Genomic DNA, 21,472 nt, shown 5'->3' with positions numbered 1-21,472 from the left:
CAGGCGGCGGGGGAGCGGTCGGCCTGTGCTGGGGCGTGGTCTTCGGGGTCGCCGGAGCGAGGACGCGGTCTTCGGGGGCACGGTGGCCGCGTGCCGTGTTGTGCTGGTGTTGAGTTCGCGAATGCTGCGGTCAGAGGCGTGGGGCTGCGGCCTGTGGTGGGACGGGTGGTGCGGCGGCGGACGGGGGCAGTGTGGCGAGGATGGTCCGGGCGTGGTCGGTGGCGGTCAGGGTCTGGCCGGTGAAGAGGCTGCTGCTCGTGTCGCGGTCCACGAACCCCTTCTTCTCCAGTGAGTTGTAGGTGGTCAGGGTGATGCGCTCACCACTTCCACGTGGGGTGTCGACGTACCATCGGCCGCGTGTTGTTTCGCTGAGTTTGACGCCGCCTTGGGCGATGGTGTGCAGGGCATGGTGCTGACGGGGGGTGAGGTGGACCGGCCGCGTGGCGGGGGCCGGTGTGCCGGTCCGGGTGGTGCTGCTGACGGGGGCGGTGGCTGGGGCGGGTGTGGTGCCGGTGAGGTGGGTGGCGACGTAGCGGCATCCGGTGGCGCAGACCGACAGACTCTGGGCGGCGTCGTGGAGGTGGGCGGCGATGTTCTGGCGGGCGTCGCGGTGCCGCAGGTCCCGCGCGACTCGGTCGTCCGCGGGCTGGGGGTCCCAGGTGTGGGCGTCGTAGGTGTTGTCGGAGATCGCGGAGGTCAGGCTCGCCGAGGCGAGACCCGCCTGCTCGACGACGCTGCTGACACAGTCGAACGCGGCGCGGGCGCCGCTGATGTGGGCGGCCTGGCTTCCGTCGAGCGCGGTGAGACGGGTGAGGGACTCCGTGACCAGCGCGTGGGACTCGGCGATGCGGCGGGCCAGCTGCCGCAGTCCCTCGGTCCCGGTCAAAGGCTCGTCGTGGTCGTGCAGGAGTTCACGGCGCAGGGCGTCGAACCGGTCGGCGAGAGTACGCAGCCGGTCGGCCTGGACAGTGATGTCGATCTGTCGCAAAAGGGGGCTTCCGTTGTGGAGGTGAAGGCGAGTTGTCTGTCACCGTGGGCTCCGGCCGGACCGGGTCTGGCCCGTCGGAGGCGGCGTGGGCGTCACGGGAGGCTGTGCAGGGGAGAACGTGCTGGTGGGCCGGCGGATGGTCAGGACAGTGGTGCCGGAGGCGGGGTCCTGCTCGATGGCCAGTACGTTGTCGCCGGGCTGCAGCTGACCGGCGTCGATCTGCAGGGTGCGCGGCTCTGATGCCCGTACCCCGACGGTGCCTCGCCCGGCGCCGGCCATGCCGGGCGCTGTCGCGGGTGCTGGTTTCTCGGTGATCGCTGACTCAGCGGGCCAGTTGGCCTCTATGCGGCGGCGCAGGGTGGCGGCTGTGCAGTTCGTGCGGGAGTCGAGGGCCCACCGATGCAGGGGCCGGGTCTCGCCGAACGCGGTGACGGGGATGGCGTAGTTGGGGTCGTCCGGTCCTTGGAGCAGCGCGTCCCTGAAGCGGATCCCGTCGGTGAACACCCGTGTGTAGAGCGTCTGATAGGGGATGCCGCTCTGTTCGGCCCAGCCGCGAAGGGTCAGGGACCGGTCGAAATGGGTGAACTGCAGCGGCGGTTCCTGGTTCTTGCCGCGGGTGATCGCGTCCTCGGGATCCCAGCCGAGGGCCAGACGTCCCCGAAGCGTCGCCTTCGTCACCGGACACCGCGGATCCTGTGCCCACGAGCTGAGCGTCTTCGACTCGCCGAACGCCTCGATGTCACCCTTCGCCAGCTCCCAGTGATGACGCCCGGCACCCCTACCGGCACGTGACGCGCCAGGCTGCTCCGCAGGGCTGGGGGTCACTGTTCTTCGCCTTCCCGGGAGTGGACCGGCACCAGGTGCAGGTGAGGGCAGCTCATGCGGCCGTCCCGAAGTCGGACTGCTTCGGTGTCGTCTTGGCGATGGCTCGCTGGGTAATGCCGGCCGAGGCACGCTTCGACGCGGCGGCCAGCGTGTCCGCGCCGGGCTCCAGGTACCAGGGGCGCAGGTCGAGCATGGCGACGCGCATGCCGGTGGCGAGGGCGAGTGCGGTGCCCTTGGGTAGGGCGCGGATGGCGTCGGCGGGCAGGATCCGTTCCTGCCGCATGCTGAAGCTGGTCGACTTGCCGGAGTCGGAGACTGAGGTTGACGTCGTTTCCACGTCGTGGTCGCCGATCAGCCGGGACAGTTTGTCGGCGAAGTCCGGGTCGTCGATGCCGGATCCGATGACTTTGATGGTGGAGGCGGACCATAGGGCGTCCATGCCGGCCTCGCCCCAGACTTTCTGGCCCTGGCGGTAGGACTGCAGGATGGTGATCGGGATGATGCCGCGCGAGCCGAGGTGGCTGTAGAGGTCGGGGAGGTCGTTGATTTTGCATACGTTGGCGGCTTCGTCAAGGATCGCGAGCAGGGGCGGGTCGAGGCGTCCGCCGGCGCGTTCGGCCTGGGTGGTCGCGGCGCGCATGACGGAGTCCGCGCACGCGGCGATCAGCGCGCTGGCTCCGCCTCCGCCGTCCTTCGACAGCAGGTAGAGCGTGTCGGTGCTGGTGACGAACTCGGACGGCCGGAATTCCGGGACGTCCTTCTGCGGGGTGACCCAGGCGGCGATCTCCGAGTTCAGTAGGGCGGCGGCGTACTGGCGGGCGGTCTCGTAGATGCCGTCGCGGGTTTCCGGGGGGCCTTCGACGGTGCCTTTGAGCTGGGCCGCGACGGCCGTGAATCCGTGGTCGCGGAGGATGTCCAGTGGGGTGCGGTCGGCGGGGAACGCGAGCCACTGCATGACGTCGGTGATCGGCCGCTCATCGAGGGCGGCGGCCAGGAAGAGCTGGCTGAGGATGTTGGATCCGGCCTTGGACCAGAAGTCGCCCTGCTGGGAGGCGTCCACGGATGCGGCGAGGAAATGTCCGGCCAGGCGCCCGGCACCGTCGAGGATGGTGGCGTCGGCGAGCGGGTTCCACCACATGGCCCGCTCGGCGTGAGCGATCTGCTGCGGGTCCATTGACCACGTCCGCCCGGCCCGGGCCCGTGCGTCGAGGGTGGCGGTGTAGGCGTCGCCCGCGGCCTTGTTCGAGGTGAGCAGGACGGGGCCGGGGGCGTTGAGGATCGACGGGATGGCCAGGCTCGTGGTCTTGCCCGAGCGGGGAGCCATGATCGCGACGGCGACATCCTCGTACCCCATCCGGACTTCGTGCCTCGTGCCCTGCAGATTGCCGAGGAGGATGCCGGCATCACGGGCATCGATGTGCTTGGCGTCCTTCAGGCTCGGCCGCAGCGAGCGGGCCTTGATGGTGATCGCTTTCGTGAGCAGCGGCTCGATGTCCCGCTGCTTGGCCATTCCGGCGACCCGCTTCGTTCTGCCGTTCCCGCTTTTGTGACGGGTCCACCAGACGGCGCCGAGGGCAGCGAGCGTGATGGTGATCAGTGAGGGGACGATGAGCGCGCCGATGAGCAGGGCGGTGTGTCCGGTGGCGGGCCAGAGCTGTTCGCGGTGGAAGAGGGCGTCGGCCGGCTGGTAGGGCATCCAGGGGCCGGAGTTGGTGAGCCAGGTGGTGGTGTTCCCGCAGAGCCAGGCGAGGTTGGACAGGGGGACGCCGAGGGCGATGGCGCCGAGCAGGATCTTGAAGGGGATGTCGTAGCTGTCGGCGTTCGAGGGGGAGGAGGGATTAGGCAAGGGAGCGGATCCGCGGGCGGGGTCGGGGGTCGGGTGGGCTGCGTCAGCGGATACGGCGCGGCGGCGGTGCGTTCGGTGTCGGTGGTGCGGGAGCTGGATGGTGGGGCTGGCGGTCGGCGAGGGTCTTGACGCGGTTCTCCAGCGGGAAGGCCACATCGATGGCCGGGACTCGGACGTGGGTGACGCGGGTATGGCGGCGGCTGTGGGCGGGGACGCGGAGCCGGCGGGGATCGCGGGGCAGCGGGCTCGGGTCGGCGAGCGCGCGGGTGAATCCGGCGATCAGGCGTGAGGGGGTGTCGCGGCTGAAGTACGCCTGCCAGATCAGTCCCTCGGGGGCCTCGCTGACCGTAGTCTTGACGAATGAGCCGTTGAAGGCGCCCTCGGTGACGTGTTCGACGCGGGCGATGCCGTCCGGGGAGATAAGCCCGTCGTGGTCCTGCGCGTCCCGCCAGTCGGCCTGCCGCAGCGGCTCGTACGGGTCCGGGGCGGGTGCCGGCCCGGGGTCGGGGGCGGTGAGTGCGTCGGTGAGTCCGGCGATGATCTCGACCGGAGTGCGGGCATCGAAGCTCACCGACCAGGCGCGCTGCTCCCCGACGGGAGCATGCCGCAGTTTCCACCACGACCAGATGGGGTTCGGTTCCAGGCGCAGGACGGCTTTCTGGTCGGGGCTGGAGAGGATGACGCGGGGCACGAGGGGGTCGTGTCCGTGACTCCAGCCGCAGGCCCGGTGGAGCGGAACGGTGATCCAGGCGGGATCGCCGCCGCCCGCGAGGCAGCGGGGAGCGACCAGGGCCACGTCAATGGTGTTGTCCATGGTCACCTCCTGGCCGCGGGGGACTGGCCCGTCGGCCGGGACTGCGCCAGGGCGGGCGCCGGCGTTTTGGCCGGCGGCACTGACGGGGTCTGTTCTGCCGCGCGGTGGATTTCGAGGAGGGCTTCGCCGGCGGAGGCCCAGTCGTCCAGGTAGGACCAGGCTTCACCGTTCCGTACGGCCCGCGCGTCCTCGTACTCCGGGCTCCCCGGACCTGCCGAGGGGGGCAGGCTGTCGCGGGCGGTGCGCCAGTTGTTTCGCAGGATGACGAGCTGGTCGAGCGCGTCGTGGAGGCGGCTGAGCTGGTAGGTCCATCGCGGCTGGATGGCGGTGGCCGGGAGCTGTTGCAGCTGCTTCTCGGCGGTGGTGAGCATGTCCTTGGCGCTGGAGCGGACGCGGTTGAAGGCCCGCCAGGTGTCGGCGTCGCGGCGCTGGGCGCGTATGCCGTAGGCGTGGCCGTCGTGCGGCCAGCCGTCGAGGTCGGTGTGCTGGTCGGAATAGGTGTCCCAGTCCGCGAGAATCTGCTCGCTCTCGCGGATGAACGCGGCGAGCTGGTCCAGCCGGTGCTGGTGTATGGCGGAGGGGTTGGTTGCCGTCAAGAGGGGGCTTCCTGGCAGAGGGGTGGGCGCAGTGCCGTGGGGAGGGGAGAGGGCATGCCGTCTCCCTGGCCTGGCCGTGCGGACAATGGGGGTCAGCGGCGGTGGGCGGCCGTGGCGGCCCGGACCGGTCCGGGCTGAGCGGGCTGGGCCGTGGTCGGCCGGGCTCTGCGGGCGGCGGCCCGGGCGGCCTTGAGGCGTTCCTGATGGGCGGCGATGATCTGTTCGCCTTGCGGACCGTCGCGTTCCTGCGTGACGAGATAGTGGTGCGGTACGTCGTGCATGCCGCGCTGGACCGGATCGGGGCTGGCCAGGGCGGTGGCGAAGGCGGCGATCAGGTGGCGGGGGGTGGTGTCGTCGAAGGACGCGTGCCACAGGCGGCGCTGCCCGCCGAGCCCGGTGGCGAGTGCCGCTTCGGCGGTCCAGTAGAAGTGCTCGCCCTCCAGGGTGGTCCAGCGGCGCAGGCTCATGATCCCGTCGGGGTGAGAAGCACTCTCGCCGCCTTGCCCGTCACGCTCGTACGCCCAGCCCGCCGCGGTCAGCGGCGCCCACAGGTCGGGGGTGGTGTCGGGGGCGGGGCGGATGAGGGCGTCGGTGAGTCCGGCGAGGATCTCGACGGGCGTGTCACCGCCGAAACCCGCCTGCCACCATGGTCCTTCACCCTCCGAGGTGATGCGCCACCAGGAACCGTACGTTCCGGTTTCGGGGTCCAGGACCAAGGTGTGCCGGTAGTCGGGCGCGGCCAGCACGACGTGGGGCACGTCCGGATCGGAGTGGTTCTTCCAGCCTGCGGCGCGCAGCGCCTGGGTGATGTGACGGGGATCGCCGGGCCCGGCAAGGTGGCGGGGACGGGTCTCGCACCAGATGGTGCGTCGCGGATCGCCCGCGCGGGTGCGGATGTACAGCGGAGAGCGGCTCATCACCCTCCCGCCGCTGGCCTCGTGCCGCGTGCGGGCGGGCGCTCGTACGCGGAGGTGCGGGTCACGTGCGGGGCGAAGGTGCGGAACTGCTCGCCGAAGCCACTGAGGAACTCGCCCAGTTCGTGCACCGCGTCGGCGGCGTCGTTGCTGATGCCTTGCAGGTCGCGGGCGTAGGGGTCGTGGTCGTTGAAGTCGTTGCAGGTCCGGCTGGTCGCTTCGAAGATCTGCCCGATCCGGTGCAGAGCGCCGTCGTGGGGGTCGATGACCGGGCGCAGGAGGCCGGCGATGTTCTCGGGGTGCCGGGCGCGGTCGATCTGCTGGGCCAGGCGCACGAGCCCGCTGGTGATGGCTTCCATCTCGTCCGCGGTGAGGTCGTCAGTAGGGGACAACGGGGGTGTCTCTCTTTCGGCCGGGCCCTGGACGGGCCCGTACAGCCGCTGGTCAGTGGCGTGGGTGTGTGCCGCCCGCAGACGTGTACGGAGCTGTGGCGGGCGTGTTCTTACGGGGCTGGTTGGTGGCCCAGGTGGCTGTGCGGGCGGCGGTGATCCGGGCCTGCTGCCAGGCGCTGAGCTGGGAGGGCAGTACCGACACGGACGTGGTGCGGATCCTGTTGCTGAGCGGGACGTGACCGCGGGGGCGCATGACCGGCTGCGGGTCGGCCAGAGCCGCGCTGAACGCCTCCAGCAGGTGCATCGGCGTGGTGGAAGTGAACGTGGCGTTCCAGACCATGCCGTGCTCGGTGCCGGCCCCGGCCCACCAGTAGGCGTCACCGGGCCCGGCCTGATGGAACTGCAGATAGGCGCTGCCGTCGGGGCTGATCGCGGTGAAGCGCTCATTGTGATGAGGCTGCCAGTGCTGTTCGTGCAGCGGTGCCCATACGTTGGGTGCGTGCGCGGAGCGGGGGCGGGTGAGGGCGTCGGTGAATCCGGCAACGATCTCCACTGGTGTCTGGCTGCCCAGGGTCACCTGCCAGGCTTCCTGCTGCCGGGTCGCCTGGGCGCGGATCGTCCAACCGCCGGGCTGGTTGACGGGGTCATAGGTGACGCGGCCCGTCCGGCCGGGGCTGTCGAAGGCGAGCGGGCCGCCATTTTTGGACTGGTCCTTCCAGCCGGAGGCGCGCAGGAACTCGCTGACGTAGCGCGGATCGCCCCCGCCGGCCAGATGCCGCGGCCGGACCAGGTAGTACTGCACGGCAGCTTCCCCCGGCCCCCGACCGGTCTCCTGCTTGTGCTTCTTCACCGGCGCCGCCCGCCGACGATGCCAGGGGCTGCCGGCCTCGCCGCCTCGGCGCTCGCGGCGGCCGGAGGCTCGGCGAGACGCTCGATGTCATCGGCGTGTTCGTCGAGATCCAGCGCGATGTCATGCAGCTTGTTGGCGGCGCGCCCGAGGGCGAGCCCGATCTCGGGCGGGAGGGAGCCGGCCCGGGCGTGGTGCTGGGCGAGGCGAGAGCCGGTGACCAGCAGGGCGGTCACTTGGCCGAGGACGCCCTCGTTGGCCTCGATGACATTCCCGAGGATCTGGGCGGCCTGCTGGGGCGACGCCTGGGAGAGATGCTCGGCGAGGTGGCCGAGGCGGCGGGCGATGTCGTCGGCGAGCAGGACGGCGTAGGGGGTCGGGTCGGGCATGATCCTTCCGGGTGAACGGGGCGAGGGATGAGGGGTGGCGGCCTGGGCGGCGGGTGTGGCCGGCGAGGGTGTGCTGGGGGCGGTGCGGGCCGCTCGCATCTCGTGGACCGCATGGCGGTAGGCGTCCGGATCGAACAGACCGTCGGGGACGTGGACGACGTACCCGGCCATCAGCAGGGTGGGGACGGCGCGGGTGGCGAGCTGTTTCCTCTCGTCCTCGCCGAGACCGGCGGGGACCTCGTGCCAGCGGTAGACCCGTCCGGCGCTCATCACCGTCCTGCGTTCCAGACCGAGTTGGTCGAGCAGCGCGAGGAGCGTCTCCGGAGCGCCGGTGGGTGTATCGGCGCGGATGGCGCCGCTCAGGGCCTCGCGATAGATCTCGACATCACTGCCCTCGTCGTCGGCGCGGTTTCCCATCAGGATCCTCCCGGGGTAGGGCATCGCCCGGGAAACGGCGACGGAGTGCCAGCGGCAGCGGGGGCGGTGCTCACCGGCGTTTCCCGCCGGCCGCTGTGCCGGGGACCGCCGTCGGCTGTGTCGGGCGGGGAGGGCGGGCCGCGTCCTGCCTGCGGTAGTGCTCACGCATCTGAGCGGCGTGGGCGAGCAGGGCCTCGTGGGTGGCCCGGTCGTACAGCTGAGGGTCGAGATTGACCCGGAACCCGGCCGTGGCCAGCATGACCAGGGCATCCGTGGCCGACTGCCGTATCTCTTCCTCGGTGAAGCCCTCGACCGCGAGCTGACGCCAGGTGTACGGGCCGTTGGTGTGCAGCGTCGTCCCGATGTCGTCAAGGAGTTCGGCGAGCTGTTCGGGCGCTCCGGTACGGCTGTCGACGTAGATGGCGTCGTCTCCGAAGCGACGGTAGATCTCCACATCGGTGCCGCTTTCATCGGCGAGATTCACGGCTTCCTCCGGAGAGACAGCGGCAGCGGCCGGGCGGCGGGAGTGCTCACGGCCGGCGGTGCCGACGACACGGGTGCCGGGGAAGGCCGGGCGGCTCCACGCTGGGACGCGAGTTCAGCGACGGCAACGTCATACGCGGCACGGTCGAACACGCCGGGATCGATGGTGCCGCGGTAGCCGGCGGCGGCGAGCACAGCCGCGGCGCGGCTGGCCAGCTGCTTCTTCTCCGGCTCGCTCAGCCGCTCAGGAATCCGGTGCCAGACGTAGGCATGCGGGATCGTGTGCCGCTCCAGCCCGAGACGGTCCAGCAGGGCAAGGAGCTGTTCGGGTGCTCCGGTGCGGCTGTCGGCGTAGACGCTGTCGTCTCCGTAGAGCCGGTAGATCTCCACGTCAGTGGCGTTTTCGTCGGCCAGGTTCACAGGCCGGTACCTCCTCCCGGTCTCGTCACGGGCGTCATCGGGCGCGGACGCTGGGCCTGACCGGTGCCGGCGTGGCCCCCGGCGTGGTGTCCAGGGCAGACTTCGAGGGCGGGTTGCGCATCACGACGCCGATGCCGAGAACGGACAGCCGCGCACCGGCGGCCCGGACGAAGCGGCCCTGAACGGCGGTGTCGTCGCCGGAGAGCACGTACATCTGCTCCCGCTCGTCATGGACGAAGCCGTTCTCGCGCAGGACAGCGGCGGCTTCCTCGCTCCCGGGGCGTGCGAGGAGCCGGCCGTCGGCGGCCCACGTCATCACCACAGGCTCGGCCTCAGCAGCGGGGGCCGTCTGCTGCTCGGCGAAGGCTTGGGCGTTGTGCTGGACCTGGGCGAGTGCCTTCTCGTAGCGGGGCAGCAGATCCGCGGTGATGTCGTCGGCCGCGCGGAACGGGTCGTCCGGGACAGCGATGCCATCAGGCTCACACACACCGCGGAACGCTTCCGGAACCAGGTTCTCCGGGGCCATAGCGGCGACGAGGTACTCCTCGTCCTCGCGCGGGCGGCCGATGACATAGAGGCGCGCGCCGTCCTCACGTGTGAGCACCGCGTCCTGCTCCAGGACGTACTTGGCTACCGCAGCCGAGACGAGGTTCAGATCCCAGACATCTTCGGCGAGGGAGAACTGATCGGGGTACGCGGTGTGCTGGTGGTACTCGCTGCGCCAGTGGCCGGGGAGTTCGACGGCGAGCGCGGCGGCGAAGGATTCGAGATCGCGGGTGTCGCGGGGGTCGGGCATGGTCTCCTCAGTGCAAGGGGGGTGGGATTCAGCGCCGTCGCCCAGCCGCCGTGGCGGGCGGCCCGGCGGGGGTGCGCGGCGCGGGAGCCGGGCAGGCGCAGACGGCGGAGGCTTCGTGTGCCCAGGGCGGGACGTCGTCGCTGCGTGCGCGGCGGTGCGGATGCGGCTCGTGCCGGTCGGCGAGATCGTTGCGGATGAGGTTCAGGTCGGACGTTATGGCGCCGAGCCGTTCGGCGGCGAGGAACCGCAGCCGCTTCGCGATGTACGGGTCGGAGCCCTGTCCGAGGTCCTGGTAGAAGTCGGCGGTCGCGCCGAGGATGCCACCGAGCGCGGTGAGGATGCCGTCGTGGGCGGCGGTCAGCTCGGTCAGCGCCTCGGCGGCCTCCTCAGTGCTGGTCGCCTCCCGGATGCTCCCGGCGAGGTGGGCGACCTGGGCGCCGAGCGGGAGATGGTGCGGTTCGCGCAGGCTGGTGTCGACGGCGTCGTCGCAGTCGACGTGGTAGCCGACGGCGCGCAGGCGGGCGACAGCGCGGGTGGCGAGACGGATCTCCTCGACCTCGTCGAGGCTGGTGGGTAGCCGGTGGTAGTGCTCGTGGAGGCGGACCACCGGGACGAAGCCGGTGCGTTCCAGGATGCTGTGCGCCTCGGGGTCGCCTCCGCGGGCGAGGACTTCACCGGAGTGCCCGTCGCGCCGCAGAGTCAGCAGTCGGTCGGCGGGGGCCAAGAAGGAAACCTTTCTGCTAGGTGGGTCGGCGGGGATGCCGAGTGATGGGGTCTGGCTGAGCGGCTGGTGCTGGCGGTGTGGGCGGGGTTGTGCGTGCGTGGTCGCGCAGGGTGGTGGCGATGTGGTTGAGGTCGTGCTGGATACCGGAGATGCGGCGGGCGGCCTCGTCCAGACGGAGTCCCGTCTGGAAGCCGTAGGGCTGGGACAGGCTGGCGAGGCGGCGTGCCGCGTACTCGACGAGGCCGCGCACGGTGGCCAGCGGACCGGCGCGCTCGTCGGTGAGGTGCGATAGCAACGGGTCGATCTGCCCCGCGAGGCTGGCCGCTTCCAGGCCAGCGGCCAAGCCCGGTGCGCGGGTGATGTCCGGTTGCGGTGTGTGGAGTAGGAGGTCGGCCTCGATACGGCGGGCCTCGGCCGCCAGGCGCTGGGGAAGCTGCGGGTTGTGCCGCTGCCAGGTGCCGTCGAGGCGGATGAGATTGGCCAGCAGGTCAAGCCGACCGGGCTGGGCCTGGACGGCGATCCAACGGCAGCCCTCCTCATCGCCCGGAACCGCGATCCCGGCGGCGCGGGCCAGCCGGTGCGCGATCTCGGACCACTCGGGGCCGGTGAGCGTGCGGTCGCCGACGGCGAGACGGACCCCGGCGTGGAAGATCGCGTTCCGGCTCTCTTGAGGGTGGGGGCCGGCGGTGAAGGCGTGGGCCCAGTTCGGCTCGTCCAGGTGTTCCGCCCACTGGGCCGACGTCCACGTCTTCTGCTCGTCGTCGAGGGTGTGGTAGTCCAGGCCCCACCAGTAGGCGACCACGGTGTGGCCGGTCAGCCCCTCCTGGTCGCTGACGGGACGGCCGAGGGCTTCGGCGAGGGCCTCAGCGGAGTCGATGCTGCTGCGGTGGACGAAGGGGATCACCGCCGACTCCTTCGGGGATCTGGCTGCTGAGCTGCTGCCAGTCGTGGGCGGCGGTGATCAGGGAGCGTTCCCGGACGAGGTCCGCGTGGACAGCCGTATCCCCGGGTTGCAGCTGGTCCAGAGCGCGGTCGATCGCTTCCAGGGCCCTGTTGTGCTGGCCGAGGCCGCGGCGGGCCGCCGCCTCGCGGAACAGGGCGATCGGATCGCTGCGGGAGGCGAACGCCGGGCGGGCCAGCAGGCGGAGCATGTGCTCCTCCCGGCCGGGCAGACCATGTCCGAGCCACAGACCGTGCAGCAGCACATGCAGCGTCTTGGCGTGATCGCCGGCCTCGGCGAGAACCCGCTCCATGCCGACGTACCCGCTGGTGCGGGACTGGCCGAGCAGAGCGAAGACCCCGAGTGCACGGCTGTAGCAGTCGAATCCGTCCACCACCTGTGTGGGCAGGGTGTGGAGAAGGGACTCGATGGTGCGGCACCGGAAGTCGTAGCGCAGCGTTCCCAGATAGACATGCCGGTAGGTACGGGCGGTGACAGGGTTCCTGGCGGGGCGGGTAATGAGTTCCGGGTCGAGCAGGAGGAGTGCGCTGTGTCCGTCGGCACGGGCCTGCCACGCGACATCCGCACACACCTCGGCCGACTCCCGCCAGGTGGCGCCGATATCATCCAGCATCCCGGCCAGTGCGCTGGGCCAGTGGCCGCCGGACACCGCCTCGGAGCGGGCGGTGGAGCGCACCTGGTCCAGGAGGGCGTGGCGCTCAAGAGGGCTGTCGGAGCGGGTCATCGGGCGCTCCGGGCGTCGGCGACGTGCACCAGTTGGTTCAGTTCGGTCAGTGCGTACCAGCCGCAGTCGAACAGGCCGGTGGCGGCGGTGAGTTTGGGCAGCAGGTAGTCCTCCATGGCCCGCAGGTGGATGAGGCAGTCGGGGCAGCGGCGGGAGAGATGGACGAGATAACGCGGGTGGCCCGTGATGTAGGTGCGCTCGCCGCCGTGGGGGTTGCGCAGCCGCCAGCCGTCCTCGTCGGTCGGGGTGTGCCACGACGGAGTGACCACCGTCATAGACTCGCCCCACAACTGCCCGCCGGCCACACCCTTGAGGACCACGACCTCGTCACCCGGGGTGAAATGACGGTGAGTGATGTCCCGTCGCGGCGTGAGGATGTCGGGGGGAATATCCGGCGGGCGGGAGACGGTGTCGGGCACAGAGTTGAGTCCTTCCACGGGGCAGCGCGGGGTGGCGGCGGGGAGGATTCAATGGTCTGGAGAATCCCCGGTTTCGCTAACCGGGGATCGTCGGGTATAAGATCCGCCCTCGCTGCTGCCCGTGCTATCGGTAGGGGTTCTGTGTCCCGCGGTCGTTTTCGGTGGTGGCGTCGAGGAGTTCGGGCAGGTCGGTGCCTTCGGCGTCCCTCTGGTCGATCCACCAGCCGGCCCGGGTCACGGCACGGATCTTCTCTTCGAACTGCGCCCAGTCACCCTCGTCCCAGGTGCCCTCGGCGACCAGGGCGGTGTAGGCGGCGGTCGCCAGCTGGTGGCGGGAGCGTTCGCCCCAGTCCAGGGCACGCTCGGGACCCTCCAGCGGTGGCATGTCGAACTGTGCCGTCCACTCCTTCGCGGCGGCCTGTTCTTCCGCGCGCCGGGCGGCCAGCCAGTCCTCCTTGCTCGGACTGTCGCTGTCGCGGGTGGCTTTCCAGCAGTCGGAGCAGGCGCGCCCGGCGAGCCAGCGGGCGTAGCCGGCGCGTTTGTCGGCGGGCCGGTCCGACAGATCATGTGTCGCGTCGTGCCCACAGGGATGGTGGACATTCCAGGTCGTGGGAACCCCTGGGGAATTCCGTTTGATGGGCGTTACGTTCGAGGTTGAGCTGCTGGTCTGGGGCTTCAAATCGGGTGTCTTTCGTTGGTGGTTGGGGTGGTGGTCTGCGTCGTTGTGGAGGGTCGTGCATCGGATGCACGGTTCATGCGGCGGAGGGAGGTGGTTTGGAGTGCTTGGCGGTGGTCTCGGGGACGCTTCCGTCTTCTGCGTCGTTTCAGCGTGTCCTGCGGATGGCGTCTGTGGCCGCCGTGGCGATGGCGGCGGGAGCGCTGGAGGGCTGGGGCAGGTGTAGCAAGGTGGTTCCCGGCAAGTGGTGGGACTTGGCGGTGAGGGTGAGCTGGAGTACGGCGCAGCCGGCGGTCGTGAGCTGCTTGACGCGGGTGACGGCTTGAGCGGTTTCGTCGCTGCCGTACCGGGCGTCGGTGACGATCACGAGGAGGCGGCCGGCGCCGGGGCGGCTGAGTTCGAGGCCGTGGTCGAGTGCGTCGATGGCGTCGCCGAGGTTGTGGTGGCCGCCGTTGGCATCGAACGTCGTCACGCGCTCTGGTGCCCGGTGGGTGGGTCGGGTCAATGCGGTCAGGTGCCTGTCATAGGCGATGGTGGCGGTAAGGGAGTCGGGGCCGGTCAGGGCTGCTGCGCGTGCCACGATCCAGGCGGCGGACGCGACGGGCGCGCAGGCGGCACGCATGGAGCCGGAGACGTCGACGGCGATACCCACACGCAGCGGTGGGGCGGGGGAGCTCCGGCGGCGGGTGTGGGTGAACGGTTGTGCGGTGGGGACCGACCCGGCCGCGCGCTGAGCGTCGCGGGCGAGGGCCGCGCGCATGCTGAGGCGGCCGGGCGGGGTGGGGCTGGTGGTCCGCTCCTCGGTCCGCTCGCGGTAGGCGGCGGCACGCAGGGCACGGCTCAGGCGCGCGGCGGCACTCTGCTCGGCGGTGGTGGGCCTGCGGGTGCCGGTGACCGGGTTGCTGCCGTAGGGCGCCGGTGTGCCGTCGGGGGTGACGGTGGTGCCACGGGCGTTGAAGACCGACTTGGCGGTGGCGGCGGCTTTGCGTCGCTGGCCGGCCCGCTGGGCGCGGTCCTGAGCCTGCGTCTTGGACTGCGCGGCCATGGCGTTGGCCGCTGCGGCCTGTGCCGCGAGGTCGGCGGCGTCGGTGGCTGCCGTGCTGTCCATGACGACCCCCACGGCGCCGGACAGCAGATCGGTGAGGTTCTCCGGCACGGGCAGGGCGGGGGCCGCAGCGTCCAGAGCGTCGCACCATTCTTGAGCGTGCGCGAGCATGGTCGTGGCGTCGTGGTCGGCGCACTGGTGGGCTGCGGTCCAGATGCGGGTGAGGGTGGCCAGCAGGTCTGCGCCCAGCACCTTTTCGCACAGATCGGCGACGGCCCGGGTCTCGCCGGCGTCCAGGATGCCGACGTCACGGCGGCCGAGGATCAGGGCCGCCACGCCGGCGGCGTGCTCGATGCCCTGGAGGGTGGGGTGGGCGATGTCGGGCATGACCAGGGTTCGGGCACTGGTGCGCAGGTACGTGCGGTCCGTGGGCCGCGTGATCAGGTGTGCGCCTTCGACACGGCTCTCCTCCAGCAGGAGCGCGGCCTCGACGACACGGGGGTCCGCTCCGGCAGGCTGTGTCCAGAGGGAGTGGGCCGCGTGCGCGGCCTCGTGGACGAACACTCCCCAGGCGGCGGGATACCGCTCCTCGTCGCCCACGATCCGCGGATGGATCTCGTGGGGCTGGAGCGGGGCGAACAGGCCGGCGTCGAACTCGACCTCGCCCAGAGCGGGGAAGAACGCGGCCGGTGCGCCGCTGCGCGTGCCGGGGCGGCAGGTGACGAGGAGGTCCTGGCGGCCGGAGAGGGCGACCAGCCGGTCGCCGAGTTCGGCTCCCACGCGCAGCCACAAGTGCGGGGAGGAACGGGGTCGCGCGGGCGGGGCGCCGTCGTCGTCCCATCGCGCGAGGTCGGCTTCGTCGTCCGGCGTGGTGGCGGGGGGCTGGACGTGGTGGTGGGCGCTCATCGCGAGCGGCCCGGGTGTGCGGAGCCGGTGTGGCCCGGGGGCTGCCGGGCGGCCGAGGCAGGGAGCTGCTTGCCGAGGGTGAGGGGAGCGACCTCCTTGACGCCGGCAGCCTTGATGACGGCGGCGGCGACGGCGTCGCGATCCTCCACAGGAGCGATGCCGACCAGGTTCGCGAGCGCGGCCTTGGTGCCGAGGACGGCCTCGGTCTTCTGGTAGCTGAGCAGTTCCCGCAGTTGGGGGGCCCAGCCCAGCTCGCCGAGTTCGACCTGGCGGGCGAGGTGTCGGGCGACCCGGACCACCCGTGCATCGATCCTCAAGGCCAGCGCGAGGTCATAGTCCGTGCCGATCTGGATCTGCACGCTGAACCGGCTCGCGAGCGCCTCCGTCAACACCGCGCCGTGGACGCCGGGATTGTGGCCCGCCACCACGTAGAAGCCCGGCTCGGCCTTGATGGTCTCGCCCTTGTGGGCCTTGACCTGGATCTGCCTGCGCCCGTCCATCGCCGGATACAGCGCCGCCAGGACCTTCGGTGAGATCAAGGTGGCATCGTCGATCAGCAGGGCTCGGCCCTCGGTCATCGCGGTGACCAGCGGACCGTACTGGAAGACGTAGGCCCCCGCGTCGTCCTGTGTGTACTCGCCGATCAAGTCGCCGACCGTGGTGTCGCCGTCACCGGCGACGGTGAGCAGGTCCGGGAACGCCGCCTCGACCAGACTCGTCTTGCCGGTGCCCGGAGGGCCGTAGAGCAGCACCGGCACGTCGGCGTCGCGCAAGCGATTCAACGCCTCGACGTCGGGCAGATCGGCCAGCTCCCGGGGGTGGTAGAGCTGGCCCCCCGCGCGGCGGATCGGACCGGTTTGCTTCGGCGTGGCTGCTGCGGGAATGGTCGTGCGGGCCGTGGCCGCCTGGGCGCGGGGAGAGTGGGTGCCCGGTGGGCTGATCACAGCGGTCTGCGCGGCTGCGGCGGTTTTCGCGTTCGCGCGGAACTCCGGTTGTCCGGTTCCGCTTTGGTCGGCCTCGCCGCGTCGCACCAGGGTGAGGGCGGCGTTGCGGACGGCGCCGTGGGAGTGGCCCAGCTGCCTGGCCATGTCCCCGATGGTGAGCGTGTCCGCCGGCCGGTCGGCCAGCAGTCGGGCCACCTTGGCCCGTAGTTCGCCGCCCTTGGTGCGCGCTGGACTGGTAGGCGTTCCGGGTGTGGTCAAAACGGGCTCCCTTCAACAGGTGCGGGTGCGGGCGGGGCCGGCGATGCGCTGGAGAGGCCGGCCGCTCTCGGCACGGATCACGGACTGTGCCGACATCGGCGACCGGGCCAACCGGGGCATACCGTCGGCGCTCACCGGCCGACCGAGGGCTCGGTCCAGGTGCAGGGGATGGCCGGCGACGAGCAGCTCGCCGGCTGCCGGGCAGGCCCGTGCGTCCGCTCCGTACCGGGTTCCGTCGCTCGGCAGGCGCAGCCTGGCGCCTCTTCGAAGCCGGCCTGGAGCAGGATCCGCCGGGCGGCGGCGTTGTAGCCGGTGGTGGTGATCTCGCCGGTGATGGCGTGCCGGATCGTCATGAACGGCTCTGCTGGTGCCTCGGACAAGGCGGATCTCCTATCGGTGGTGGCGGGAAAGCGGTGGGGTGTTGGGCGAAGCCGAGGCGGGCCCGGAGCTTCCAGCACATCAACGGTGCGTGGCTGGACCACGAACGATGGGCAATGACTGCCGACATGCTCCAGGGCGGGCCTCACCGCCCCGCAGCTACCTGACTCGCCTCTCCGCACGTTCTGATAGCCGGGTGTACCAACAACAGGCATAGGCGGGTTCCTTGTCGGTGAGGTGTTCAGAACGGGAAGAGACGGTGCCCGCCTCGGGGCGGTGGAGGTGGAAGCGCGATGGCGGGGCCGGGCGTCCGGTGCGGGGTGGCCTTGAGGGCGTGGTCGATCAGTACGTGTCCGTCGACGAGCCAGGTCGCGATGGCCGGCCACGCCTCAGCGGTCTGCTGCGCCAGAGCGGCCGAGGGGGGACCGGCGGGGGGCTGTGCTGGGGTGCGGTGGAGGACCTGGTTACCGGCGTCGAGTGCTGCTCGCAGCCGGTTGAGTGCCTCGGCCTCGGCGCGGGAGGCGGGTTGGGTGTCGTCGAGGAGGTCCGGGCCGTGGTCGAGGAACGTGGCGAAGGAGGTCCACATGCGGTGTCGGAACCAGACTTCCAGCCCGGCGAGGCGCTCGTCGTCGAGCGGAGTGCCGTCACCGGCACGGCGCGTGCGGACGGCCTCGTCCCAGCTCCGCTCCGCGGTACGGGCACGGGCCAGGGCGCGAGTGACCTCGCTGATACGCCGGGCGTGAAGGGCCTGGTGGCAGGCGGGCAGGAGATGGTCGGTGATGGCCCGGGCGGTGTGGGCGGGCTCGCCGGTGACGACCATGCTGCGCGGGGCGTCCGGGGCGTCCGCCGAGGCGCTGCCAAGGGTGGGTTCGAGGGCTCCGACGAGGTATTTGTGATCGTGGCCGGGCCGCTCGATCATGAGCAGGTCAGGGCCGGGTCCCTGGCCGTCGGTCAGGACGGCCGCGTACGGGATGCGGGCCGTCGCCACGGCGCGAGCGAGCTCACCCGAGTCCCACAGCCACTCCCGCAGATCCTCCTGCTCGTCGGCCAGGGCGTAGATCTCCATGGAGGCGCTCCAACTGCCCGGAAGCTGGCGGGCGACGCTTTTGGCGATGTCGCCGAGGTAGCGGCGGATGGAGAGCGTGATGGTGACGTCGTGGCCAGGAGCGAGACGGACCAGCTCTGCCACGGCTGTGCTCTGGCGGACGGTGTCGGGCAGAGGGAAGGCGTAGGTGCCGTCGGCGCGCCGCTCGAAGCCGGCTGCTTCTAGCGCCGTGCGCGCGTGCAGGTGCTCCTCGCCGTAGGGGATGGCGACGATGCCGGGGCCGGGGCGGGGGCTGTGGGCGAGGGTGATCTGGGAGGGATGGGAGTCGGAGGGCACAGGGGGCTTGCTGTCCAGGAGGTCGGGGTGTGCTGGTGTGGGCGGTCCGGTGAGGCGCTCGCCTGGCATGTGGCGGGTGTTTCCGTCGTACGGACCCGTCGGCTGGCGGTGGAGGACCGTGGCCGACGGGGTCGGGGATTACCGTCGTTGTGCGGGTGCCACAGCCGGAGGTGCGGTGGCGGGCGGCCGGGTGGTCAGGGCCGGCGGCGACGGGGGCACGAAACGTGGCCGGGGGGTGCGGTGGGGTGGCAGGACGCCGATGGTCGCGCCGAGTTCTTCGGCAGCCGCGCGGAGTTCGCGGGTGAGGAGGCCGAGCTGTCTGCCGATCACGCTGAGACGGGCGGCGGCACACTGGCCCTGCCGGGTCTCCAGCGCGTCCGCGAACTCGGCTGCCACGGCGATGAGTTCCTGGGTGCGGGCCAGAGGGCCGGGGGCATGGCCGGTCTCGTCGGCCGCTCTCAGCAAGACCTCTGCCACATCGCCGCTGTGCCGTGATGTGGTGATGTCCTGGATGAGTTCCTGCAGGGTGATTTCGGCGGTGGGGACGTGGGGGGTGTAGCGGGAGGTGTCGGGACGCAGGACGCCGGATGGCGCGGGCGGCGGGGAGGACTGTCCGGCCTCGTACTCGGTGTTGTACTGGCCCAGGACCTGCCATCCGGGAGTGTCGAGGTCTCCGGCGAACGCGAGGATGGTGGATTCGTCGTGCTCGATCAGGTAGGCCAGCGTGATCAGCCGGCCTTGAGTGTCGTACCAGGACTCGAACGGGTCCAGGTCCCCGCTGTGCTGTGCGGCGGTGGCGCGGTCGGTCCAGTGCCGCTGTTCGTCGCCGGTGAGGGCGGGGTCCGGGGTGCGGTGCTGGTCGGCGAGGTGGGTGACGATGTAGCCGTGTTCGGCCCACGCGGTGAGGTAGGGCCACAGAGACTCAGTCTGCTCGCGCGCTGCTTCGGTGCCGGCTTCGGCCAGGGTGGTGAGGATGCGGCGTATCTGACCGGTGGCGTGGCCGAGGTCGTTCAGTACGGCCTTCCAGCCGGCCAGGTGCCGGGCCGGGGGCATCTCGTCCAGAGCGAGGCGGGCGCAGGCGAGCAGTTCCTCGGCGTGGGGGAGCAGACACGTCGTGTATGCCTCGACGGCGTCCCGGTTGCGCTCGGTACGGACCGCTGCTGCCGCCTGGGCGTCGGTGATGTTGCCGTACCGGTCGCGCAGGGCGTCGAGAGCGGTCTCACATCGCAGATGGGCGACGTCCAGCAGGAGACTGAAGTCACGGGCGTGGCCGATGAGGGTGGCCACAGGGGCGACCGGGGTGGTGCCGGGGATGTGCCCTCCTTTGGGGCGGTTCAGCGACATCGGCGGTGCCCGGGCTGAGCGGGCTGCGCCCTCATGCCAGCCCGGGGTGCGGAGGCGGATGTGGTGCTGGTGCCACACGGGCGCAGGGTGGCGTCGAGTTCGACCGGGTAGCGGGCGGCGGTGAGCATGTCGGCGGCCCAGGAAGTGTGTTCGTTCTCCCAGGCTTCGCCCAGGTCGAACGGCAGGCGGACCCACTGGCCGGACAGGACGGGGACGGTCATGAACCCGGCCCGTCTGAGGATGCCGGCAGCGAACTCGTCGATCGGCCCTTCGACCTGGACCTGACCGCCGCGTCCTCGGAGGATGCAGATCGGGTCAATGCTCACGTACGCCTGCTGTGTCCGCGCCTGCCGAGTTGCGTGACGCTGGTGGTTGGCGCCTGGGTCGGCTTGGGCGGGTTGAGCCTGCTGCTGGGCGGTGTGGTGGTGAGAGCGGGACCGCGCTGGGGCGAACGGGTGGCGGCGGCCTGCGCGATCCGGGATCGACGGTCGACCAGCCCGTTGCGGACGGTCGGCAGTGGCGGATCGGGAGTGACGGCGGGGTCGAGGGCGTAGTCGGCGTAGACGCCGAAGCCCTTCGTGCGCAGGTCATGGACCGCTTGGCGGGTGCGCCGTGGACCGTCCGTCTGCGGGTTGGCGAGCCGGTACAGGCCGGCCGTGCCGGGAACGGGTTCGAACTGTTCGCGGACGAGGAACCACTCGGCCAGGTGCGCAGGCGTTCTCCCGGTGGCGCGGGCGACGAAGCCGTGATCGGGGTGGGCGCCGAAATGGAAGTGATGGTCGGACAGAAGTAGTCCCTTTCTCTGGGCGGGGTCAGCGGCATGGAGGCGCAGGACCCGGCGGTGGTGGCGGCAGGGCCGGCGGCGCGGGAAGAAGGCTCGTGTCCCCTGCGGGCGGCGCGGTGCGGCGGCCGGGCGGGGCTGCTGCGCGGGCTTGGCGGATGAGTGCGTCGCCGTCCCTCAGCCAGATCTCGACCGCCGACCACAGCCGGGCATTCCAGCTCGCTCGCGCCTCCCCGGCCGTCCGCCACGGATCCTCCGGTTCCCTGTTCCCTCCGGCCAGGGCGGCGCTGGTCTGCTGAAGGGCGGTGCGCAGGCGGTCGAGTGCTCCCGAGTCCTCGGGCCAGTCGGTGGCGGCGGGACGGCACGCCTCCAGCAGGGCGGGGCCGTGGGCGAGAAAGTCCTGGAAGCCCAGCCAGGCACGTGAGTGGAAGGCGGCGGTCGCCTCGGCGAGACCACCGATGCCCAGCGGCATACCGTCGCTGAACCGGGCGGAGTCGCTCATCGCCCGCAGGGTTTCGTGTTCCTCGCGGATCCGGGCGAGTGCCTCGGCGGCTTCGTTGGTGCGCCGGGTGTGCAGGGCCTGCTGGTAGGCGGGCAGGAAGCGGCCGGTGATGGCGGCGGCCAGCTCCGGCGCTGTGGCGACGAGGCTGGCCGGGGCGTTCGGTTCCTCGTAGTTGTCGTCGAAATCTTCGGGTGCGAACGCGCCCACTATGTAGGCGTCGCGGCCGGGTCCGGGGCGTTCGATGAGCAGTAGTTCGATGCCCGCGCCGTTGCTGAGCGTCGCGGCGCAGAGGACGCGGGCTGTCTGCACCGTCTGGGAGAGTTCGCCGGAGTCCCACAGCCAGGGCACGAGGTCTTCCTGCCACACGGGGTGGCTGTGAACCGACAGCGTCGCACTCCACGTGCCGGGCAGCTGGGCGGCGAGTTCCTCCGCGATTTCGCCGAGGTAGCGGCGGTGGCTGATGGTCACGGTGGTCCGGTGGCGTTCCACAGTAAATGCCAGGGCGGTGACCGTGGCGCGGGCGGTCTCCGGATCGGCGGCAGGCAGTGCGTAGGTGCCGTTCTCACGCCGCTGGAAACCGGAGGTTTCCAGAGCGGTCTGCGCCCACGGGTACTGCTCGCCATGGGCGATGGCGACAATGCCGCTGTCGCGGCTGAAGCAGAGCGTGATCTGCGCGGTTGAGGTTGTGGGCAAGAGGGTTCC

At 71.1% G+C, this 21,472-nt stretch carries 24 protein-coding genes; all 24 read right to left on the bottom strand.

Annotated elements, in window-relative coordinates:
* Nucleotides 1-130: 130 nt before the first annotated feature.
* The gene (locus ACWGDX_RS19410) at nt 131-988 is read right to left on the bottom strand and encodes a hypothetical protein (protein ID WP_453627091.1); all 858 of its coding nucleotides are present in this window, start codon (nt 986-988) and stop codon (nt 131-133) included.
* Nucleotides 989-1,027: 39 nt separating this feature from the next.
* Nucleotides 1,028-1,813: a hypothetical protein gene (locus tag ACWGDX_RS19405; protein ID WP_453627089.1), complete on the bottom strand. Its 786-nt coding sequence runs from the start codon at nt 1,811-1,813 to the stop codon at nt 1,028-1,030.
* 52 nt (nt 1,814-1,865) lie between these two features.
* Nucleotides 1,866-3,659 (bottom strand): type IV secretory system conjugative DNA transfer family protein, encoded by a 1,794-nt coding sequence (locus ACWGDX_RS19400; RefSeq protein WP_453627087.1) that lies wholly within the window; start codon nt 3,657-3,659, stop codon nt 1,866-1,868.
* A 43-nt stretch (nt 3,660-3,702) separates the two neighbouring features.
* Nucleotides 3,703-4,473: a DUF317 domain-containing protein gene (locus tag ACWGDX_RS19395; RefSeq protein WP_453627085.1), complete on the bottom strand. Its 771-nt coding sequence runs from the start codon at nt 4,471-4,473 to the stop codon at nt 3,703-3,705.
* Between the two features lie 2 nt (nt 4,474-4,475).
* The gene (locus tag ACWGDX_RS19390) at nt 4,476-5,069 is read right to left on the bottom strand and encodes a hypothetical protein (protein ID WP_453627083.1); all 594 of its coding nucleotides are present in this window, start codon (nt 5,067-5,069) and stop codon (nt 4,476-4,478) included.
* A 92-nt stretch (nt 5,070-5,161) separates the two neighbouring features.
* Nucleotides 5,162-5,986 (bottom strand): DUF317 domain-containing protein, encoded by an 825-nt coding sequence (locus ACWGDX_RS19385; protein ID WP_453627082.1) that lies wholly within the window; start codon nt 5,984-5,986, stop codon nt 5,162-5,164.
* Nucleotides 5,986-6,375: a hypothetical protein gene (locus ACWGDX_RS19380; protein WP_453627080.1), complete on the bottom strand. Its 390-nt coding sequence runs from the start codon at nt 6,373-6,375 to the stop codon at nt 5,986-5,988. Before ACWGDX_RS19380 ends, ACWGDX_RS19385 begins: the two co-directional genes overlap by 1 nt.
* A gap of 52 nt (nt 6,376-6,427) precedes the next feature.
* Entirely contained in the window at nt 6,428-7,225 is a 798-nt protein-coding gene (locus tag ACWGDX_RS19375) for a DUF317 domain-containing protein (protein ID WP_453627078.1), read from the bottom strand.
* A complete protein-coding gene (locus tag ACWGDX_RS19370; protein ID WP_453627077.1) occupies nt 7,222-8,028 on the bottom strand; it encodes a hypothetical protein in 807 nt (268 codons plus the stop codon). The genes ACWGDX_RS19375 and ACWGDX_RS19370 overlap by 4 nt, the downstream gene beginning before the upstream one ends.
* Nucleotides 8,029-8,098: 70 nt before the next feature.
* Complete coding sequence (locus ACWGDX_RS19365; protein ID WP_453627075.1) at nt 8,099-8,512, bottom strand: hypothetical protein; 414 nt, start codon at nt 8,510-8,512, stop codon at nt 8,099-8,101.
* Nucleotides 8,509-8,931 (bottom strand): hypothetical protein, encoded by a 423-nt coding sequence (locus tag ACWGDX_RS19360; RefSeq protein WP_453627073.1) that lies wholly within the window; start codon nt 8,929-8,931, stop codon nt 8,509-8,511. Before ACWGDX_RS19360 ends, ACWGDX_RS19365 begins: the two co-directional genes overlap by 4 nt.
* A gap of 34 nt (nt 8,932-8,965) precedes the next feature.
* The gene (locus tag ACWGDX_RS19355; RefSeq protein ID WP_453627071.1) at nt 8,966-9,727 is read right to left on the bottom strand and encodes a hypothetical protein; all 762 of its coding nucleotides are present in this window, start codon (nt 9,725-9,727) and stop codon (nt 8,966-8,968) included.
* 28 nt (nt 9,728-9,755) lie between these two features.
* Entirely contained in the window at nt 9,756-10,451 is a 696-nt protein-coding gene (locus ACWGDX_RS19350; RefSeq protein WP_453627069.1) for a hypothetical protein, read from the bottom strand.
* 16 nt (nt 10,452-10,467) lie between these two features.
* The gene (locus ACWGDX_RS19345) at nt 10,468-11,355 is read right to left on the bottom strand and encodes a hypothetical protein (RefSeq protein WP_453627067.1); all 888 of its coding nucleotides are present in this window, start codon (nt 11,353-11,355) and stop codon (nt 10,468-10,470) included.
* Nucleotides 11,315-12,136 (bottom strand): hypothetical protein, encoded by an 822-nt coding sequence (locus ACWGDX_RS19340; protein ID WP_453627065.1) that lies wholly within the window; start codon nt 12,134-12,136, stop codon nt 11,315-11,317. The genes ACWGDX_RS19345 and ACWGDX_RS19340 overlap by 41 nt, the downstream gene beginning before the upstream one ends.
* The gene (locus ACWGDX_RS19335) at nt 12,133-12,555 is read right to left on the bottom strand and encodes a hypothetical protein (RefSeq protein ID WP_453627063.1); all 423 of its coding nucleotides are present in this window, start codon (nt 12,553-12,555) and stop codon (nt 12,133-12,135) included. The genes ACWGDX_RS19340 and ACWGDX_RS19335 overlap by 4 nt, the downstream gene beginning before the upstream one ends.
* Nucleotides 12,556-12,679: 124 nt before the next feature.
* Nucleotides 12,680-13,117: a hypothetical protein gene (locus ACWGDX_RS19330; RefSeq protein ID WP_453627160.1), complete on the bottom strand. Its 438-nt coding sequence runs from the start codon at nt 13,115-13,117 to the stop codon at nt 12,680-12,682.
* Between the two features lie 262 nt (nt 13,118-13,379).
* Nucleotides 13,380-15,182: a hypothetical protein gene (locus tag ACWGDX_RS19325; protein WP_453627061.1), complete on the bottom strand. Its 1,803-nt coding sequence runs from the start codon at nt 15,180-15,182 to the stop codon at nt 13,380-13,382.
* A complete protein-coding gene (locus ACWGDX_RS19320) occupies nt 15,179-16,321 on the bottom strand; it encodes an AAA family ATPase (RefSeq protein ID WP_453627158.1) in 1,143 nt (380 codons plus the stop codon). The genes ACWGDX_RS19325 and ACWGDX_RS19320 overlap by 4 nt, the downstream gene beginning before the upstream one ends.
* 194 nt (nt 16,322-16,515) lie before the next feature.
* The gene (locus ACWGDX_RS19315) at nt 16,516-16,737 is read right to left on the bottom strand and encodes a hypothetical protein (protein ID WP_453627156.1); all 222 of its coding nucleotides are present in this window, start codon (nt 16,735-16,737) and stop codon (nt 16,516-16,518) included.
* A gap of 266 nt (nt 16,738-17,003) precedes the next feature.
* Complete coding sequence (locus ACWGDX_RS19310) at nt 17,004-18,212, bottom strand: hypothetical protein (RefSeq protein ID WP_453627060.1); 1,209 nt, start codon at nt 18,210-18,212, stop codon at nt 17,004-17,006.
* 69 nt (nt 18,213-18,281) lie between these two features.
* Nucleotides 18,282-19,430 carry a hypothetical protein gene (locus ACWGDX_RS19305; protein ID WP_453627058.1) on the bottom strand — a complete coding sequence of 383 codons (1,149 nt, stop codon included), beginning with the start codon at nt 19,428-19,430 and terminating at the stop codon, nt 18,282-18,284.
* Nucleotides 19,431-19,477: 47 nt separating this feature from the next.
* Nucleotides 19,478-19,813, bottom strand: a complete 336-nt coding sequence (locus tag ACWGDX_RS19300; RefSeq protein WP_453627056.1) for a hypothetical protein — start codon at nt 19,811-19,813, stop codon at nt 19,478-19,480.
* Between the two features lie 486 nt (nt 19,814-20,299).
* Nucleotides 20,300-21,463, bottom strand: coding sequence for a hypothetical protein (locus tag ACWGDX_RS19295; protein ID WP_453627054.1), 1,164 nt, complete (start codon nt 21,461-21,463; stop codon nt 20,300-20,302).
* Nucleotides 21,464-21,472: the final 9 nt, after the last annotated feature.

This window comes from Streptomyces sp. NPDC055025 (assembly GCF_053608565.1).
Note: the sequence above shows the minus strand (reverse complement) of the source record. Positions and strands in the feature narration are given on the sequence as shown.